Genomic DNA, 20,006 nt, shown 5'->3' with positions numbered 1-20,006 from the left:
GTTAGTTGAAAATGAGAGAAATATTTTTTGAAGAAAAACTCGGAGAGACTCGGAGAAACTCGGAGGGGTGCGAGCCGCACGGGCAGGGATGGGGTGCGAGCCGCACGGGCAGGGATAGGAGCGATGGGAGTGGTGAGAGGGATGGGATAACCCCCGACTCACTTACTCGGCAATTGCCGACAACCCCGAAGGGGGACAAGCTGGAAAAGGGAGACTGAGGGTGGGAGGGTTGAGAATAAAAAATAATTTTTATTAGTAGGAATTTTAAAAATAGCTTCTTAGATGTAAGATATTTATAAGGAGTACTAACTATCTCGTACCACAGCTAAATTCTCTCAATGCTGATTTAGGTATACTCTTCCCTGTGCTATCGTAATATTTTACTCCTTGCTCATCCTCTACCTCGACTGCTAAATTAATTAAATGAGCGTTTTTTACCTTTCCACAATTCAGTTTTTGAAAGAATTGGTTATAAATATTTACCTCTTCTTTATTTTTAGTAATGATAAAAGTATCATTCCTAATAATAGTGTCATAGGTTCCCAAAAGAGCTTTATTCTTAAATATGTCTATAATTTCATATTTCTTACCCTTAGGAAATATTTCAAAATAATCATCAAAATCACGAGTGCTATAACGATAATTTTTGAGATTATATATTTCTGATGTGATTTTTCTAAAAGTGTACTTAGCTTCATCTATCAAAACTATTTTATCTCCCATAGGAATAAAAACTTTCTCCAAATCTCCATTCTCATTAATAAACAGATATATTTGTTTACTATCTTTTAGTTTTAGCATCAAAATAGCATATTGCTCTGTATCAAAAGTAATCCAACGAGGTGTATCTTTAGGAGTATCAATAATATACTGACCAAAACCATAAGTGGGTATCTTATTAGCTATGCGTGCCAGCACTGCGGTATGATTATTTACCATTTCACAAATAATATGTCCTTCTTCTCTCTCTTCAGAGGATTTTACTGTATCACACCAATACGTTTTTCCTACAAAATCCTGAAATGAAGTTTTACTTATATCTTTAGTAAATATTATTTCAGTATTGTCTTCTAAAATCTCTTCTTCAGAATACTCATCATCATCTTTCCTCCAATAAGGAGATAAAAATTTAAAGAAATTATCTTTTATGGGGTATTTAACATCAAAATCTAAATCTAAAGCCCTATAGTTTCCATTTCTTAATTTTTGGAAGAATGTATAATTACCACTATCATCATAAGCGATAGCATCTACTTCACGTGCATTGAAAGCTGCTTGTGCGCAAAGGGTTGTAGAAAAAAGAGATAATAAGATAAATAGTATTTGCATATCACTAAAAATCAGGAATAAATATAAAAAATAACCAAAGATACGAGCCTTTTGAGGTATTCGCAGCTTTGGCAAAGTGTAGATTGTTCTTTTATTCATCGTCATCACCATCCCAGTATTCCAAAAACTCTTTAATGAGTTTGGCAGGATTGGCTTTTTTAGTCCAAATAATGGGAGTTTCTTCAAAATCTTGCTGATGAATAATAATAGGAATATTACGACCGAATATTTTTTCTATTTCTCCTTCATCTAACAACTGTTTGGCAAGGGCAATAGCTTCTTTTATAAATTCTTTGCAAAATCTATCTCCTTTCTTAAGGAGTTTGTCGTACAAATCTTCGTCTTCTTCTATCGCTCGATCGTTTTCTTCATCTGTATAGAAGTGAGGAGTTTTTGCAAACCACTGTTTGAGTAGTTTGTCCTTTTTACCTCCTATGGTTTCCATTTCAGTTTGTAACCAATAATCAAAATTCCACTTAGCGTCTTCTTTAGAAGCGGCATTGTAACTTTCTTCTTTTACATTTGAAAGGGTGTTATAACTCAGTGTAATTTTAGGAAATCGCAAATCGTCATCATCACAGGTGTAGCAAAAAGATAGTGCGTATACTTCTTTTTTATCCTCCTCATTTACAATCTCTTGAATTGCATTTTTCAACTTCTCGTAACTCTTCTCTGTAAATTTTTTTCGTTCCTTTTCCACTATTAATATTGCTTTTTAGTGTTATTTGTTTGTTATACTTTTTTTAAAATGATTGCAAAAGTAGTTATTTTATTTTACATAGCGCAATTTTTTTAACTATTTTTTTTCATTTTACACAATGAGTAAGAAAACGAACTTTTTAAGATAGTATTTTGTATAAATTCGTAAGTTTTAATGCGACTGTTTCATCAAAAGAGGTTGTATTTTTCACTTGTATATTAGCATCTTTATATTGAATGGCGAGTGTGAGTTGCAATACGGGGTGAGTTATAGGGTTGATAAGCGCCATAAACTTTACATTTGTAGTTTTGGCTAAGAAAAGTTTATGCCCTGTAATTTCCTCAGTGAGATTTTTGATGATTTGCATCATACACACTCCTGGTGTGATAGGGTTGTTAGGAAAATGTCCTTCGAAAATAGGGTGTTGAGGATTTAGGGTAAGGGTGCAGAGATAATTTTCAGTATCTTGCTTTTCTAAAATATTGAGGGTATAAAAATCTTTTAACATCTTTAATAATTAAAAATTAACAAGGGGTTCTAAAACTATTTTAATGGTAAGGGAGTGGTGTTCTATAGTTATGTTGCTAGGATTATATATAAAGGTGGTGTACAACTTCTCAGCTTGCATATTAAGCTGTTTGAAGAGATTGTTCCCTGAAATAAATAAATAGATTGTATCACTACCATCCTTGCATTTTTGCACCTCAGTTGTACCATCAGTATATTTTTGAATGACTGTAAAATGAGTATGTAGTAACTTTTGAAAGTCGGTTGTAAGGGTATTGATGACAATTTTCTTATTCAAGTCGGGGGTTACATAGTTCGTTTTAATCTTTCCATTTTGGTTTTCAAAATCGAAAAGTGTATTCCCAAAATCGGTAGTGAGGGCTACTCGCCACGTATTATCTGCGGTAATTTTAGCTGCTAAGAGTCCACTAAAAGTGTGACCATAAGCAGTAATAGTAGCTCGATAGAGATACTCCTCTCCTACCCTTATGTGGGGATTTGCAATAATTGTTTGAGTTGTAACAACCGAGTGGTATTCAGCAGGGAGCTTATAAGAAGGTGAGCAGCTAGCAAGCAAGAAAGCAAACAGACTACATTTTAAAATTTGCTTCATCAATTTTTGTATTTAGTTTTTTATTGCTGAATAGGATTTCGGTGTAGTCTTTAGAAGGTTCTATCAGTTTTACGCGCTCTACTACACTATCGACATCGAAATAGAGATGTATTTCGCTCACATATTTCAAAAGTGTCTTATCCTTGGGCAATAGTTTTACCAATGTACTTTTGCCCGATTTGGCAAAGGTCATAGCAAACTCTTTCTCGTTGAACATATCACCGCTGATAGAGCTCACAATAAGGTTATTTATTTTTTTAAATACTTTATTATCAGCTTTCATCTGTGAGACATTACCTGCATCGTTCACCGTGATATTATCTTTCTGAAAAACAATGCGATACTGGTAAGGTTTAGTGTATTGCCAATTCAGTTTATCGGGTTTAGCGAATGCCATTTTACCAAAAGTCTCAATATCCTTACTCATAAAATCCAAGTGTTTTTTCTGAGTAAAATTGGCTTGCATTGTTTGGATTGACTTGTTTTTAGCAATAGTTTGTGCTTTGAAGTCGCGTATTTGGGCTTCAGTAAGGGCTTGGGCACTGATTGTTAAAGGTGCAACACAAATAAGAAATATTAAGAGTTTTTTCATTCTAAATTGTTTGTAATTGTATAGTTATTTTCTTTGAGGTACTGCAATAAGCGTTCCAAAACGGTAAGGGTATGGGGCAGACGGTCGTGCATCAATATGATATTACCATTGGTAAGTTTGCGCACAATGCGATGAAAAAGCTTGTCTTCATCGTGTATTACGGTGTCTAATGAGCGTACATCCCATCCTATAGCTTTTTTAGCTGTTGCCCGAATTGCTCTAGCAACGGGTGGTGAGGTGATTCCGTATGGAGGTCGGAAATATGGAGTAACGATATCCAAATGTGCCAACGTTTCATCGGTATGGAGAATTTCGTTAGCAAGGGCTTTTGCGTGCAGAATATTTTTAGGTTGATGGGTGAAGGTATGATTTGCCACTAAATGACCTTCAGCTTGCATACGCTTAATGACCTCTGGATACTTTTGTATCTGTTCACCTACACAAAAAAAGACTGCTTTGGCATTGTATTGCTGCAATAGATCTAAGAATTGTGGTGTGAGTTCTGAAGGACCATCATCAAAAGTTAGCACTACTGTTTTTACCGGACGCTCTTTTAAGAAGTATTGTGTTTTAACAAAATAAGAGAGGCGAATGTCGAATACACCCCAAGAGGTAATGCCTAAAAAGAGTACTATTAATAACACATACCCCCACCAAGGGGCATTTTGTATAAATGCTGTTATAAGAGCAGTGACAAATATTGCGATTGTAAAAAGATGTTTGTTCAATGTTTTAAATAATAGAGAGTTGATGTTTTGTTAGGAAAAATCTCCTAAGAATCTCATAGATTTATACAAAATCAGGAGTGGTATTATATTTAAGCTAATATTAAACACTTTGTATCTTGTAACATAGGAGTTTTTTCAGCACGGCAAAAGTAACATACATTTTACTTCCTTACAAATATTTTAATTATTTTTTCTTGAAACATAGAAATTCAGTTTTTTATTGAAAAGATCTTTTTATTCTTTTAGACAAAACTTTTTGAAGAAATTTAAACTAAAAGCGTTTTACTATCAATCTTAATATATTTATCTATCTTTCAAAAAGAGATTTTATACATAACTTTATTTATCAGCACTAATGAGGAAATTTAAACATTAGTAGATTTTCAAATTAAAATACTCGTATAATGCTAAATACAATAAATATAAAATGGAAAGATACTATCTGAAAAGTTTAATTTTGAAAAGATCCTACAAAATAAAGATCAAACTTTGGTAACCTTTTTACAATGAAGGGACAGTCCGAAAAAGTTCTATTTATGTGGGCGTTTACAAAACGCCCCTACACAAAACACTCTAAAACACTTGATTATCAATGTAATAAAATTTAACAAAGTGTGAAACTCTGCCAAAGACACAAGTTGTAAAGTCAATTTTAATACTTTTCAAACAACCTCTTTTATTTCTTCAACAGTACAAAACTAAAATCTTTGCCCCTATATGAATTTACTAATAAGATATATTGTATGGGAGTAGAGAGAGTAAGCTCACAAATGGCAGGAAGGGTTTGCTTTTGTAGTACTTGGCAAGCCAACCAAAATCCGAAAGCTGAGGCTGTGTAATACTCGCTACTCAGGGTTTTGTAGTGCAAGGTAGGGCGTTGCCAAGAACGGTTTTCTGCTTCACCAGTAAGTATCAAGTCTATATTAGAGAGGGTAAGATGGTGGCGAGAAAGAAAGTCGTTTAGGGCTGTTTGTTGTTGCTCGGGAGTGAGTTCATTGTACAAAGCTACATCCACAAGTTCTCCATAGGTATTGGGGGTAGCCTCTGCTGATAATGCAAAGAAACTTGCGCCTTCTCCTTTTTGGTCAAGCCCTACTAAATCATATAAATACAAAGTGTGCGGACTGTGTTCATCTACACCTCCTACCAAAGCCGTATTGATAGTGTCTTGTTCCATTTGCATTTTGGCATCTAACAAAGCTGATTCAAATGATACAGTCCCATTTACATAGGTAAAGTTTTCTCCTTTGCACTGCAACAAAAGAGCTATCTGCCCCGCAACAGTATTATGAGTAGATTGTATAAAAGCCGTGGGGGTGAGGTGCTCCTCGTTATCATTGATAAGCGCTGTAAGGAATTTTTCAGAATCTTGCAGGCATCCCATACCCGTACCCACCAAAATAGCATCAGGGGTAGTGATATGCGCTTCTTTTAAGGCTTCGGTAGCAGTGACTATACCCATTTTTACACCTTTAGCCATACGACGACTGGCATTAGAGGCAATATATTCTTTATAAGAAGGTTCTTGAGCGTAACACACTTCCTCTGGAGTAACCTTTAGGGCTTCATCGAGGAAATGAGGAGTTAAGAAAGTAGGTTGAGCCGAGATGCAGGCTATTCCGTTGATATAAGACTTCATTCAATTAACAATTTACAATTAATAATTAACAATTTAGGAGTTAGAAATTAGGAATTAGTATTAGAGTTAGGTAAAACTTGTGATGCACTTCTCACTCTCAAATACGATACCAGTCCTAACAACAGCACTATACCCACAGCATAATACACAAAAGTAGGGGTGATAATTTTATCACCTGTGGCATAGCTGTGCATACCTGTAAGGTAGAAATTCACGCCAAAATAAGTCATTAGAATACTAGCAAATGCAACAATACTCATAAAATTAAACGCCCATCGTCCGCGCCAATGGGGTATCAAGCGCAGGTGTATCACCAAGGCGTAAACCATAATGCTAATCAATGCCCAAGTTTCTTTTGGATCCCAGCCCCAATAACGTCCCCAGCTTTCGTTTGCCCACATACCTCCTAAAAAGTTGCCTATGGTGAGCATCACGAGCCCCACTGTAAGAGCTAATTCGTTTACGATAGTGAGTTCTTGTTGTATAAGGTTGATTCTATGAGCGTTCTTGCGAGTAGTGACTATCATCAGTAAGAGGTTGATAATACCTAAGAGCATTCCTAAAGCAAAAGGTCCATAACTACCTACAATCACAGCAACATGCAGCATCAGCCAATAGCTATTGAGTACGGGTTGGAGAGTTCCAATAGCAGGATCCATCCAATTCCAATGCGCAATCATCAGTATCATAGCGGTTACAAAAGTCGTAGCAGCAACTGTAAGAGGTGAACGTCGAGAAAAGAAAAGCCCTACCCCAATAGCCGACCATCCTACATATATCATACTCTCATACGCATCACTAAAAGGTGCGTGCCCCGAGAGATACCAACGAACAATAAGTCCCACAGTATGCAGAATAAAACAGAGCCATAGCAAGGCTATACCTATTTGGGTAAGTCTTCTAAAAATTCGTTTTGGTGTAAAAATATGCCATAATAGCACTATAAATAGCACTGTACCAAGATACAAATACGCTTGAAAGAGTTGTTCAAAAATATTGATGCGATTGTACCACAATTCAGTTTGTACTTTCGCAGGTGAAGGTAATACCTCAGCTGAATAGAATTCTTGTTGTAGCTTGATATTGTTAAGCACCTTATTGGCTTTGCTATAATCACCTGTTTCAGTGGCTTGTTGTAGCAAAATAAGGTAAGCTGGCAGTGCGTTTTTTACAAATTGTTTGTACAGCGGGTCGGTGATTTGGAGGGTGTCGTTTACGTAATCTAAGTGCGAAATCCACTTATGATTAGGGTCATTAGGCACAGGGAAGACCTTAAAGATATCGCCTTGTAATGCTCTGTTAATCAACCCAATACGTTGGTCTACTTCCTTAAAATCTTTTTGAAATTGGTTAGGAGTATTTGTGTTGTAAATATCTTTCAATAAAGGAGCGAGCTTGTACTGCCCATTTGCATCAAAAAAATCTTTAGGTTTTACCCATTTGCTTCCTTCGGGAACTCCCAAAAAACGATGCAAACTGTCATTAGCTTTCTTTACATAGATAATGTCCGACTCATACCACGCTTGTGGACTGAGGAGCATAGAAAGCAAAACTTGATCAGAAGTTAAACCTTTATAAGTATCGTGTTTGCTAAGTTTGCGCAAGAGTTCTGAAGAGAAGGTATTCACGGGCTTAAAGCGCCCATCATCTTGAATGAGCATTGCACCAAACTTTTCAGCGTGGGGTTTGCTGGGGACAAGCATAGGAGTTTGGGCTGTAGCCAAAGAGCCAAAACATAATGCCAAAACTATTGCAACCCTTTTGGCTTGCAAATCTTTAAGTTGCTGATTGAGTTTCCTAAATCGGGATTTGCCTACAAACATAAACGCCAGCAGACTGCCGAAGAGCAGTATATAACCTATGTAAGTGATGAGGGTACCCCAAAAGTCGTGGTTTACCGATAATATAGTACCTTGTTCATCGGGGTGAAAAGAAGATTGGAACAAACGATAACCTTGATAATTGAGAATATGGTTCATTTCAATATCATAAGGAAAACTCTCTCCTCCCCCACTCACAGTTACTTTGCTTTTAAAGGAAGCATAACTATTCTCAGTACCAGGGTATTTTTCGGCTATAAAATCGTTGAGGGTGAGACTAAAAGGCAATTTTTCTTCGCGTGCTCCGTAGCTTAGGTGAAACTGCAAGCCGTTCAAAGTGATTGTGGCAGGAGGGTGTTGTACACCGCGTTTACCCATTATAGTTACTTCTTTGTGTTCATTGTCTGAAACAACCTCTAATACTATGGCATTCATCCCCTCAGCTATGTGTTTAAACGATTTACACGTAATGCTAAAAGGTTTGCCTTTAAAGTCAGACGACCACTGATAATGATTAGAGGTATGTGAAGAAAAAAGCACCTCTTTTTGTTTCTTTTTACGCAAGGGAGCTCCTTGATAATTACCATCTACCATTGCAGTGATATAAGTGCGGTCGGAAAGGTAAGTATTTGTAGTTTCTCCTTCGCTTAGAGAAATAACACCTTCATTGCCAAAGTAGCGCGTAACCCCAGCCCCTATGATGATAAACACCCACGAAAGGTGCAATACAAGCACTGCCCAATTCTCTCTTTTGAGCAATCGGTAACGGGAGATATTCCCTATAAAATTTACCACAAAAAGCCCCATTATCGCCTCAAACCACCAAGTGTTATACACCCAAATGCGGGCGGTATCGGTATCGTAATCGTTTTCTACGAAAGTACCCACTGCCATAGCTATGGCAAAAGTAATGAAGAGAATTGCCATTAGCTTGGTAGAATAAATGAAGGATATGAGTTTCTGTATTGTCATAAATCAAGGGGCAAAAGTATAGAAAAATTAGCAATTTAGCAAAAAAGTAAGAGTTGTTTAGTAAATCTAAGTTCTCTAATGATAAAAACTAACTATTAATTCTTTGCTATTTCATAACTATTTAGTAATTTTGCAAATTGAAAACGATGAAGAAACAATCAGTATATACACGCATCTTTGCCTTTTTGCTTCTCTTATGTATGCTAAAGGTAGCTTTCCCAGTGGGTGAATTCTTTCATAATCACCACACTAAGGAAGAATTATGCGCTATAGCTACAGGTGATGAATGTCATCACGAATCGCATCTTTCAGCTGTAGATACTCATTATGATTGTATCTTTTTGCAGTTACATCAGTTTTTTGCTCCTTCTTTCTTTACCTATCATTTATGGGAGCAAACAGTTTCCACTGTATTCTTCTTTATTGAAAAAGGCATTCCTCAAACCGCCTTTGCTATCTTTTCAAGAGGTCCCCCAGTTGGTTTGTCAATGAGTCAATTTGCTAAATTAGCAAATTGAAAAACCGACTATTTTTCAAATTAAATTCTTATGCAAAAGATATTATCCCTTCTGCTGCTTTTGTGTGCGCTTTCCTCTTTTGGACAAAGCCGATTACAACTGCAAGTAGAAGACACACAGCAATTGCCTTTGGTAGGTGCAGTGGTACACTTTATGGGAAAACACTACCTAACAGATTCCAACGGCAAAGTAACTATTGAAAAACTTACTAAAGGGACTCTCCCTATCAAAATTACCTATCTTGGCTATCACGATTACGAAGCTACTATCAGTATACCCATTGCTCAACCTTATAAAGTGGTGATGAAAGAAACTGTTAGTCAGTTAGATGCAGTAACGGTGGTAGGTCATAACACTTCTGTAGTGGAATGCAAATTGCCTTGCATCCTAAATGTTATCAAAAAAGAGAATTTTATACAGCATTCGGGTGACGAATTAGCCAAAGTACTTACCCAAGTAGCAGGGATCTCAATGATACAAACGGGAGCTAGCATTGCTAAACCTGTTATTCACGGTTTGCACAGCAATCGTATCTTAATACTCAACAATGAGGTGCGCCAAGAGGGACAACAATGGGGAGCTGATCACGCTCCTGAAATAGACCCTATGGTTGCCGACCAAATAACGATAGTAAAAGGAGCTAATGCTGTGCGGTATGGTTCAGATGCTCTTGGGGGAGTAATCCTCATAGCGCCTAAGAAATTGCCTTATGGTGATGGTATGCACGGCAGGTTATTACCTTCATTTGCGTCTAACGGTAGAAAATCAGCTCTGACTGCAAGTATAGAAGGTTCTGTACCTAATTCCCATTCGTGGGCGTGGCGCGTACAAGGTACGCTGAAACGCTCTGGAGACCTTAGTACTGCCAGCTATCTGCTAAACAATACCGCTGCTCGTGAGGCAAACTTTTCAGTAGCTACGGGTGTACAAAAAAAGCAAGGTACTGCTGAAGTGTTTTACAGCCGTTATGAGAACGAAAGTAGTGTGTTTTATGGTTCTCACATCGGTAATTTAGACGACCTATTAGGCAGGTTTGAAATCGGCAGGCCGCTGACTACTTATCCGTTTTCGTACACTATTAACGCTCCTAAACAAAAGGTAGTGCATCATCTATTGAAAACTAAAGCGTTTTACTATTTGCCTTTTGGCGGTAAACTCACCGCTCAATACGCTTTTCAGAAGGATATACGCCAAGAGTTTAGTGTGCGCCGAATGGATAGAACACGTATCCCTGCGCTGAATATGGAGCTCACCACTCACACCCTTGATGTAGATTGGGAAAATAGTTATAATTATTGGCAAACAACCTTAGGAGGTAGTTTTGGTAAGCAAGATAACTATAACCAACCTGGCACTGGGGTGGTACCTGTAATCCCTAACTTTGCTTCGCTTAGCTATGGAGTTTTTGGGATACAGCGTTATCACTCTAATAGATGGATGGCTGAAGCTGGGCTTAGGTATGACTACAAATACCTCAATGCTGATGGTTACGATATGTATTCACAACGCTACGGGGGCGAACATCAGTTTCATAATCTGACTTATACAGGAGGAGCATCATACCACTATAAATGGATAGACCTTAGTACAAATATAGGAGTAGCATGGCGTGCTCCTCACGTAAATGAGCTGTACAGCAGTGGGTTACACCACGGGGCAGGCACCTATGACTTAGGCGATGAGACACTACAATCGGAAACAGGGCTTAAATGGCTTACTTCTTTTGCTTATAATCGGCCAAGACTACGAGTGAATGTAGATATGTACCTACAATGGATAAAAAACTACATTTACGATTATCCTACGGGAGAAGTGCGCACTCTATTTTCGGGTGTGTACCCTATCTTTCAGTACACTCAAGCAGATGCTTTCTTTAGAGGCATAGACCTCGAAGCTAAATTATCTCTGGTGAAATGGTATAATCAAAGTGACAACGAGCTAAGTTATGAAGTGAAAGGCTCTGTAGTATTTGCCAATGAGATGCAAACTAAGCGTTATTTTCCATTTATCCCTGCTCCACGTGTGAGTCAGCAGTTAAAATGGAATGTAGACAGCAATAGAGGATTGTTAAGAAACTTTACCATAGGTATAGAACATACCTTTGTAGCCAAACAAACGCGCTTTGAAGCAGCTCAAGAGTTAGTTCCTACTACCCCCGATGCTTATCACCTTTTTGAGGCTAGCATAGGAACAACTCTGAAGATAGGAGAGCAGCAAACTTTAGGAATAAGGCTTTCTGCTGAAAACCTTTTAAACACTGAATACAAGGAATATACCAATCGTTTTAGATATTACGCACACGATTTGGGTAGAAATGTATTTGTAAGATTGATTTATAATTTTTAAAAAGACATCAAAAATGAAAAAAATATCACATTTTTTTAAAACTATTAGCTTAATAGCTATAATATGTTTTGCAGCAAGCAGCTGTAGTAAAGACAATACCCAACCTAAAGCTCCTACTGATGAAACTAAGGACAGAGGGCACGATATGCCTGATAAGGTGCAGTTTATCATTACCGATATAGGCACTAACGAGGTACAAGAGCGCACCGCTAATAAGTCACCTAAAGATATAGTATATGACATCAATACCCCTATACAATGGCAAATAGGACACGAATACCGCTTCGAAATCGTATATTACAACAATAATGCGCGTATGAACCACGAGTTTGTAACTGCCAAAATGGCGCCTATTCACCAACATTTCTTTCAGTTATTTCAAGGAGATTATCCCGGAAATAAAGACGGAAGAGATGCAATGGTAACCGCTATGAACAAAACGGTAAGTTATGAATATCAAGATACCGACCCCGAAAATGGTACTTATGGTACACAAGGGGTGAATTTGCGCTTGCGCACTTGGGATAAAAAACACCCTGAACTACGTGACCCTATCGGTCTAAAAGGCGTCTTTCACATCAAAGACGAGGCTAATGCGGGCGATTATAAATTGCGTATCAAGTTAGCACATTTCCTCACTGCCAACAAGCTCAAACCTCAAACCCAAGAAGAACGCCCTTACAATGTTGTGGAGTATTCAGATGCCTTTCAATTAGACTCTGATATGACACTCCCTGTACAAATTAAACAATAACCTTTTTAACATTAAAAAACGATGAAAAATATATACGACTTTTTTAAAATCTCATTACTGTCAATATTTGTTACTTTTCTTTCTGTCTCTTGCAGTAAAGACGATAATAAAGTAACCCCTCCTACTACGCAATCTTCTACCACTACCGCTACCACTACCTCCACCACCACAGCTACTACCGAAGAGTTTGTAGCTAAGTGGAGCCGACTTGAAGTGCGTTTTACCAAAGGGCATTCTCACGGCTATTTCCATGGTAACCCCGACTACCCCGTGAAATACCTCAAAACAGTACAACGTTTCTATTTTGAGAACAAAAATGGCGTTATTACCCCAGCAAACGATAATCCTACCGCTATCCGTTGGGAAGGAAGTAATGATCAAGCTGGAGTATCACTCTCTGGAATAGAACTTATCTTCTATGATAAAGAGGGTAAACGTATAAACTCACTGTTGACTACAGGTCAGGCACCTAATCACTATCAATTCTTCTTTATCGCCGATAATTTCACAGCGGTAGCTAGCAATACTACAGTACCTACCCAAGCTGAAGCCTTGCGTTACAAATACCGCGATACCAATCCTGAAGAATTGTATATCAAAGGCGGTAATTATGATAAAAATCCAAATGCCCCTAAAGGAGTACTCCGTAGAGAGCAAATAGGATTGAAAGGATTCTTCGAAATCAAAAGAGCTTATGTAAATTTCGATTTAAAAATCGTATTAGGCTATTTTACTACCAAACCCACTGGATTAACTTATAGTACCCTTCCTGCTAACAAAGTTATGGAAGTGAAAATCCCTATTCATATCTATACAGATATCATAGCAGAAGATGAACAAATAGAAGATGCAATGCGCGAATTTGGCGCGACCAAAGCCGAAATCGAAAAAGACCGAAACGATATTCTCTCATCAACCCTCGATCCTGAAAGTAGTGGTACTTTCTTGTAAAACAAAATAAATAACATCACTTTGCCAAAGGTCATAATACAACAAGTTATGACCTTTGGCAAAGTTTTTATATGATTTCCTTTCTAAAATTTGTAGGTTCAAATAATTGTCGTATCTTAGCCGAAAATTTCTAATTTATTTTTAACAACTTAAAACACGAAATAACAATGGGAAAAGGTTTTTTTAAAGTACCTAAGGCTGTCAATGAGCCTGTAAAGAGTTATGCACTAGGAAGCCCTGAGCGCGAAGCGGTGCTCAAAGCCTACAAAGAATTATGGAACACCCGTGTAGATGCTCCGCTATACATTGGCAGTGAGGAAGTACGCACTGGCAATACGAGCGAGATGCACCCTCCACACGACCACAAGCACTGCTTGGGCGTTTACCACAACGCTAGCAAAGCAGAGGTAGAAAAAGCGATAGCTGTAGCCCTTGAAGCTCGTAAGAAATGGGCTGCTCTCGCGTGGGAAGAACGCGCCGCTATCTTCTTAAAAGCTGCTGACCTTATTGCTGGTCCTTACCGCGCCAAAATGAACGCCGCTACGATGATTGCTCAGTCTAAAACAGTGCACCAAGCTGAAATAGATTCTGCTTGCGAGCTAATAGACTTCTTGCGCTTCAACGTAGAGTTTATGGCTAACATCTATAACGATCAACCAAATTCTTCAGAAGGTGTATGGAATCGCGTAGAGTATCGCCCTTTAGAAGGTTTCGTGTATGCTGTTACTCCGTTTAACTTTACTGCTATTTCGGGCAACTTGCCAGCAAGTGCTGCTCTAATGGGTAACGTAGTAATTTGGAAACCAAGCACTTCTCAAATCTTCTCTGCTAATATGATAGTAGAAGTATTTAAAAAAGCAGGCTTACCAGATGGAGTTATCAACGTGCTACACGGCGATGCTGCTATGATTACTGATACTCTTCTTGCTAGTCCGCATTTTGCAGGTATCCACTTTACAGGTTCTACCAATGTTTTCCAAGATATTTGGAAGAAAATAGGCAACAATATTCATAACTACAGAACTTATCCTAAGATAGTAGGCGAAACAGGCGGTAAAGACTTTATCCTCGCTCACCCAAGCGCTTGTCCTAAACAAGTAGCTACGGCTATCACTCGCGGTGCTTTTGAATATCAAGGACAAAAATGTAGCGCTGCCTCTCGTGTTTATTTACCTAAATCAAAAGCTGATGAGACCTTAGCCTTCGTAAAAGAAGACGTTTTGTCTTTCAAAATGGGTTCTCCCGAAAACTTCGAAAACTTCATCACTGCTGTTATTCACGAACATTCTTTTGATAATTTGGCTAAATATATAGACCAAGCTAAAAAAGATAAGGATGCCGAAATTTTTGTAGGTGGTGGTTACGACAAGAGTAAAGGTTATTTTATAGAACCTACTGTTATTGTTACTACTAACCCTCATTATACCACTATGGAAACTGAACTCTTTGGTCCTGTTGTAACTGTATATGTATACGATGATGCCAAATGGGAAGAAACCTTAAAACTCGTTGATGAAACTTCAGCTTATGCTCTCACTGGAGCAATATTTGCTACCGATCGCTACGTGATAGATCAAGCTGTAAAAGTCCTCGAAAACGCTGCAGGTAACTTCTATGTAAACGATAAACCTACAGGAGCCGTTGTAGGACAACAACCTTTTGGAGGCGCTCGTGCTTCAGGAACTAATGACAAGGCTGGATCAGCTCAAAACCTATTGCGCTGGGTATCACCACGCCTCATCAAAGAAACTTTTGTACCACCAGTGGATTATCGTTATCCATTCTTGGGCTAATAAATAATAATTTAACTTTGCCAAAGTCCTTAAAGTTTATGCTGCTACGGTCTTTGGCAAAGTTTATAACAAATAAAATAATAAAACATAATAAACATTAAATCATTAATCATTAAACACTAATTATCAAACATTAAATGGAATGGCTTTGGAATTTGATGACTAACCACGAGAGTGTAGCTTACACTGTGATAGTGTACAGCGTTGTCATCGCAGTGGGAGTTGCCTTAGGAAAAATTAAAATTTTTGGCATCTCATTCGGTATCGCTTGGGTACTTTTTGCAGGTATTGCTATGGCTGAAATGGGCTTTACTGTTAATATGCATATTCAGCACTTCATAAAAGAATTTGGGCTAATACTCTTCGTTTATACCATTGGGTTACAAGTAGGCCCTGGTTTTTTCTCAGCCTTTAAAAGAGAAGGTATCAAACTAAATTTATTAGCAATCCTATCTATCGTTACTTGTGTACTAACTGTTATAGGAATTCACTACATCACTCAAACTGATATGTCTACCTTAGTAGGAATTATGTCAGGTGCTGTAACCAATACTCCTGGATTAGGAGCTGCCAACGCTGCTCTTGCCGAAAAATTTGGTGAAGAAGCTCCATCACTCACTACGATGTACGCTGTAGCTTATCCTTTTGGCGTACTAGGTATCATCATCGTAATGTTAGGTTTAAAAAGTATTTTCAAAGTAAATTTAGACACCGAAAAACGTTTGAATGCCGTGCGCCATTCTAAAGACCAAGTGGTAATCAACCGCTTTGCTATCAAAGTTACCAACCCTTCTTTATTTGGAAAAAAATTAAGTGTTATCAAAAAAACACTCGATTTTGATTTCACCATCTCACGTATGTGCCGAAAAGGTGAAATCTTATTAGCTAATGCCGAAACTCACATAGAAGAAGGCGATATAGTTCTAATTGTAGCCAACCAAAGAGAGAACGAAAAATTCTTTACCCTAATGGGGGATAGTGTATCAATCACCGATTATTTCCCTGATGAAAAAGATATGCGCTACACCTCGCGCCGTATCAATGTAACACAGCGTGCTATTTTCACCAAAACTTTAGCTGAATTAGATGTACGTCGACGTTTCGGAGTAACGATCAGCCGTGTATTCCGTGCAGGTGTAGAGTTTGTTCCTTCTGCTAATACAAAATTACAGTTTGGTGACACTATTACCGTAATAGGTGATGAAACTCACATACAACTTGTTAGTAAAGAGTTTGGTAACTCTAAACGCCGTTTGCAAACTCCTCATATTGCTGAACTTTTTATGGGTATCACTCTTGGGGTACTATTAGGTAGTATTCCTTTCTCTATACCAGGGATACCAGGTGCAGTGCGTTTAGGGCTTGCTGGAGGCCCTCTAATTGTAGCTATATTGATAAGTCGCTATGGCGGTAAATTCTCAGTTACCCACTACGTATCACAAAGTGCTAACTTAATGGTGCGCGAAATTGGTATTGTATTATTCCTTGCTAGTGTGGGCTTAGACGCTAGAGCTCAATTCGTTCAAACCTTATTACACGGTGATGGACTATATTGGATGAGCTTAGGAGCTCTCATCACTCTTATTCCTCTGTTAGTAACCTCTATTGTAGCTCGATTAAAAGCAAAATTAGACTATTTGGAAATCTGTGGTTTGCTTTCTGGTGCCTCTACCGACCCTCCTGCTTTGGCATTTGCTAATGATATGTCTAACTCCGAAATTCCTGCCCTTACCTATGCAAGTGTATATCCGCTCACTACCTTCTTACGAATAATGGTAGCGCAATTATTGATTGTATTTTTTGTGTGATGTTTCAAAAAAAGTTGTACTTTTGCCCTCTGAAAAAATAAAATATTATGTTTGGAGATATGATGGGAATGATGGGGAAACTCAAGGAAACCCAGCAAAAAATAGAAGAGGCTAAAGCACGTTTAAATCACGTATTAGTTGATGAAATTGCCCCTGATGGCAGCGTAAAAGTAACAATTACTGCCAATCGAGAAATTAAAAGCATTCAAATAAGCGAGGCTTTGTTAGAAGACAAAGAAGCCTTGGAGGACTATTTGATTATCACACTCAACAAGGCTATTGCCAAAGCTACAGAACTCAATGAATTAGAATTAGCTAATGTAGCCAAGCAAGGGCTTCCCTTTAACTTTTAAAAACACTAAATCTATGGGTAAAATAATAGCTATTGCAAACCAAAAAGGGGGCGTGGGAAAAACCACTACCTCTGTGAACTTAGCCGCCTCCTTAGGCGTATTAGAAAAAAAAGTATTACTCATTGATGCCGACCCACAAGCAAATGCTACTTCTGGCTTAGGTATTGATGTAGATTCTATTGAGCACGGTACTTACGAGCTTTTAGAACATACAATGGAGGCTAAAGATATGATTGTTCAAACTAGTTCTCCTAACCTCGACCTTATTGCAGCTCACATCAACTTAGTAGCTATTGAGATTGAATTGGTTGATAAAGAACAACGTGAGTATATGCTCAAAAAAGCTTTAGAACCTATCAAAGACCAATATGATTACATATTGATAGATTGTGCTCCATCATTAGGACTTATCACCTTAAATGCTCTTACAGCGGCTAACTCGGTGATTGTGCCTATCCAATGTGAGTACTTCGCTTTGGAAGGATTAGGCAAACTCCTCAATACTATTAAAAGTGTACAAAAAACCTTCAACCCCGATTTAGATATCGAAGGCTTATTGCTCACTATGTATGATGCTCGTTTACGCCTTTCTAACCAAGTGGTAGAAGAAGTGCAAAAACACTTCAGTGATATGGTGTTCAAAACCATTATTCAACGCAACGTACGCCTTAGCGAAGCTCCTAGTTTTGGCGAAACTATCATCAACTATGATGCCACTAGTAAAGGAGCTACTAATCACATCAACTTAGCTCAAGAGATTATAGATAAAAACAAAACTGCATAATGACGAAACCTGCTAAAAAACCTGCCTTGGGGAGAGGTATTTCAGCTATTTTTGGCAATAGCCCCGAAGTGGCTATCAATTCTATCAAAGATAAGAACGCCGATAAGATCGTAGGAAATATCATAGAACTTGAACTCGACCTAATAGAAACGAACCCTTTTCAGCCTCGTACTTCTTTTAATGAAGAAGAGTTACAAGGGCTCGCTTCCTCTATTGAGGAATTAGGAGTAGTACAACCTATCACCGTACGCAAACTCGACGGAGAAAACAAATATCAACTCATTTCTGGAGAACGCCGTTTTAGAGCTTCTAAATTAGCTGGACTCAAAACGATTCCTGCCTATATCCGCATTGCCGACGACAACGAGTCGCTTACAATGGCTTTGGTAGAGAATATTCAGCGCCAAGATTTAGACCCTATAGAGATTGCTCTCTCTTACCAACAGCTCATAGAGCAGGTAAACCTCACTCAAGACCAAATGAGTAAACGTGTAGGTAAAAAGCGTTCTACAATTACCAACTATTTGCGTTTGCTCAAACTCGCTCCCATCATTCAAACAGGTATACGCGATGGCTTCATCTCTATGGGGCACGGTCGTGCAATTATAGCCATAGAAAACCCCGAGCAACAAGCAGAAGTGTACCAACGCATCATTTCCGATAATTTATCGGTGCGTGATACTGAGGAGCTCGTACGCCGTTTGCAAAACCCCGAAACGCCTAATGTTGTGAGTATACAGCTACCTAAAAGCAGTAACAAAAATGAAGTTCCTACTTATATCAAAGAAAATATGAGTAGCTTCAATCACTTTTTTGGCACTAAAGTTGCCGTAAAAATGAGCAAAAATGGTAAAGGTAGCCTTACTATCCCTTTTACTTCAGAGGAAGATTTCAAACGCATTCAAAGTTTATTAAACAAAAAAGATGAGTAGAACAATTGTTTTCATAATGGCACTCCTTATGGGAGGGGGTATTTCATACGCACAAAACGATACAGAGGAAGTGGTGGAAGTACCCTCCAACTCTATGCAGGTAGCCGTTATGCAAGACAATATGAAAAAAGTTACTTGGAATACCGATCCTCTTTCGCCCGCAAAAGCCGCTTTCTATTCAGCTGTTATTCCAGGTTTAGGACAGATATACAACAAAAGTTATTGGAAAGTGCCTTTGGTATATATTGCTATCGGTACTCCCATATACTTCTATGTCCAAAACTCTAAGGAATACGATCGTTATCTCTCCGCCTACAAACGTCGCCAACAAGGCTTTACTGATGATGAGTTTTATGGCAATCGCTCAGATGGACAACCGCGTCTCAGTACCGATGGACTGCGTCGAGGCATACAGTTCTATCGCCGTAATAAGGAGCTCTCTATTCTCATAGGAGTCGCTTTGTATACCTTAAATATTATTGAGGCAAACGTAGATGCCCACCTCAAGCAGTTCAATGTAGATGAACAACTTACTTTAGAACCTTTTATCCACAACGATTTGCTCACACAGCCTCAATTTGGTTTAACTCTCACATATAAATCCAAAAGATAAATAATAATAATAAACTGAGTTCTTACACCTGATAACTTCAGAAAAAAGCATACATTTGCTTTTTCTACAACTCCTCAAAAATATTGTAGAATTGCTAGATTTAATAAGTAATCTCCCTACATCATTAAAGCTGTTTTGATAGTATCAAACAGCTTTTTACATATACACTATCTTTTTATCCATTGCTTTATTTTTTGGAGAAAAATAGAATTTAAAATGCAAAACTACAAAAAATAATATAATTAGCTCATACA

General features: G+C 38.0%; 18 protein-coding genes. 10 read left to right on the top strand and 8 right to left on the bottom strand.

Annotation, left to right across the window (positions count from 1 at the left end):
- Window positions 1-309 precede the first annotated feature (309 nt).
- The 8 genes from Q0162_RS00090 to ccsA form a co-directional block, all read right to left on the bottom strand.
- Window positions 310-1,428 carry a hypothetical protein gene (locus tag Q0162_RS00090; protein WP_297887145.1) on the bottom strand — a complete coding sequence of 373 codons (1,119 nt, stop codon included), beginning with the start codon at window positions 1,426-1,428 and terminating at the stop codon, window positions 310-312.
- Window positions 1,421-2,029 carry a hypothetical protein gene (locus Q0162_RS00085; RefSeq protein ID WP_297887143.1) on the bottom strand — a complete coding sequence of 203 codons (609 nt, stop codon included), beginning with the start codon at window positions 2,027-2,029 and terminating at the stop codon, window positions 1,421-1,423. Before Q0162_RS00085 ends, Q0162_RS00090 begins: the two co-directional genes overlap by 8 nt.
- A gap of 139 nt (window positions 2,030-2,168) precedes the next feature.
- The gene (locus tag Q0162_RS00080; RefSeq protein ID WP_297887139.1) at window positions 2,169-2,537 is read right to left on the bottom strand and encodes a 3-hydroxyacyl-ACP dehydratase; all 369 of its coding nucleotides are present in this window, start codon (window positions 2,535-2,537) and stop codon (window positions 2,169-2,171) included.
- 9 nt (window positions 2,538-2,546) lie between these two features.
- Window positions 2,547-3,149 (bottom strand): hypothetical protein, encoded by a 603-nt coding sequence (locus Q0162_RS00075; RefSeq protein WP_297887136.1) that lies wholly within the window; start codon window positions 3,147-3,149, stop codon window positions 2,547-2,549.
- Window positions 3,127-3,741, bottom strand: a complete 615-nt coding sequence (locus tag Q0162_RS00070; RefSeq protein ID WP_297887133.1) for an outer membrane lipoprotein carrier protein LolA — start codon at window positions 3,739-3,741, stop codon at window positions 3,127-3,129. The genes Q0162_RS00075 and Q0162_RS00070 overlap by 23 nt, the downstream gene beginning before the upstream one ends.
- Window positions 3,738-4,469: a polysaccharide deacetylase family protein gene (locus Q0162_RS00065; protein WP_297887130.1), complete on the bottom strand. Its 732-nt coding sequence runs from the start codon at window positions 4,467-4,469 to the stop codon at window positions 3,738-3,740. The genes Q0162_RS00070 and Q0162_RS00065 overlap by 4 nt, the downstream gene beginning before the upstream one ends.
- Before the next feature lie 676 nt (window positions 4,470-5,145).
- Complete coding sequence (locus tag Q0162_RS00060) at window positions 5,146-6,108, bottom strand: beta-ketoacyl synthase N-terminal-like domain-containing protein (protein ID WP_297887127.1); 963 nt, start codon at window positions 6,106-6,108, stop codon at window positions 5,146-5,148.
- A gap of 47 nt (window positions 6,109-6,155) precedes the next feature.
- Window positions 6,156-8,900: a cytochrome c biogenesis protein gene (gene ccsA, locus Q0162_RS00055; RefSeq protein WP_297887115.1), complete on the bottom strand. Its 2,745-nt coding sequence runs from the start codon at window positions 8,898-8,900 to the stop codon at window positions 6,156-6,158.
- A gap of 146 nt (window positions 8,901-9,046) precedes the next feature.
- On the opposite strand from ccsA, the gene Q0162_RS00050 reads away from it, so the two are divergent.
- The 10 genes from Q0162_RS00050 to Q0162_RS00005 all read left to right on the top strand — a co-directional run bounded on the left by Q0162_RS00050 (window position 9,047) and on the right by Q0162_RS00005 (window position 19,752).
- A complete protein-coding gene (locus Q0162_RS00050) occupies window positions 9,047-9,418 on the top strand; it encodes a hypothetical protein (RefSeq protein ID WP_235607169.1) in 372 nt (123 codons plus the stop codon).
- A gap of 30 nt (window positions 9,419-9,448) precedes the next feature.
- Window positions 9,449-11,764, top strand: a complete 2,316-nt coding sequence (locus tag Q0162_RS00045; protein WP_297887108.1) for a TonB-dependent receptor — start codon at window positions 9,449-9,451, stop codon at window positions 11,762-11,764.
- 13 nt (window positions 11,765-11,777) lie between these two features.
- Window positions 11,778-12,518, top strand: coding sequence for a hypothetical protein (locus Q0162_RS00040; protein WP_297887105.1), 741 nt, complete (start codon window positions 11,778-11,780; stop codon window positions 12,516-12,518).
- A 21-nt stretch (window positions 12,519-12,539) separates the two neighbouring features.
- Window positions 12,540-13,469 carry a hypothetical protein gene (locus Q0162_RS00035; protein ID WP_297887102.1) on the top strand — a complete coding sequence of 310 codons (930 nt, stop codon included), beginning with the start codon at window positions 12,540-12,542 and terminating at the stop codon, window positions 13,467-13,469.
- A 167-nt stretch (window positions 13,470-13,636) separates the two neighbouring features.
- The gene (pruA, locus tag Q0162_RS00030; RefSeq protein ID WP_297887099.1) at window positions 13,637-15,262 is read left to right on the top strand and encodes an L-glutamate gamma-semialdehyde dehydrogenase; all 1,626 of its coding nucleotides are present in this window, start codon (window positions 13,637-13,639) and stop codon (window positions 15,260-15,262) included.
- 137 nt (window positions 15,263-15,399) lie between these two features.
- Complete coding sequence (locus Q0162_RS00025) at window positions 15,400-17,070, top strand: putative transporter (protein WP_297887096.1); 1,671 nt, start codon at window positions 15,400-15,402, stop codon at window positions 17,068-17,070.
- Between the two features lie 47 nt (window positions 17,071-17,117).
- A complete protein-coding gene (locus tag Q0162_RS00020) occupies window positions 17,118-17,423 on the top strand; it encodes a YbaB/EbfC family nucleoid-associated protein (RefSeq protein WP_297887092.1) in 306 nt (101 codons plus the stop codon).
- A 13-nt stretch (window positions 17,424-17,436) separates the two neighbouring features.
- Entirely contained in the window at window positions 17,437-18,207 is a 771-nt protein-coding gene (locus tag Q0162_RS00015; protein ID WP_297887088.1) for a ParA family protein, read from the top strand.
- Window positions 18,207-19,139: a ParB/RepB/Spo0J family partition protein gene (locus tag Q0162_RS00010; RefSeq protein ID WP_297887085.1), complete on the top strand. Its 933-nt coding sequence runs from the start codon at window positions 18,207-18,209 to the stop codon at window positions 19,137-19,139. Before Q0162_RS00015 ends, Q0162_RS00010 begins: the two co-directional genes overlap by 1 nt.
- Window positions 19,132-19,752, top strand: coding sequence for a DUF5683 domain-containing protein (locus Q0162_RS00005; RefSeq protein WP_297887082.1), 621 nt, complete (start codon window positions 19,132-19,134; stop codon window positions 19,750-19,752). Before Q0162_RS00010 ends, Q0162_RS00005 begins: the two co-directional genes overlap by 8 nt.
- Window positions 19,753-20,006: the final 254 nt, after the last annotated feature.

It is taken from the genome of uncultured Capnocytophaga sp., from assembly GCF_937936315.1.
In the GTDB taxonomy this organism is placed as follows: domain Bacteria; phylum Bacteroidota; class Bacteroidia; order Flavobacteriales; family Flavobacteriaceae; genus Capnocytophaga.
The sequence above is the reverse complement of the archived record's forward strand: the minus strand, read 5'-3'. Positions and strand labels throughout refer to the sequence as shown.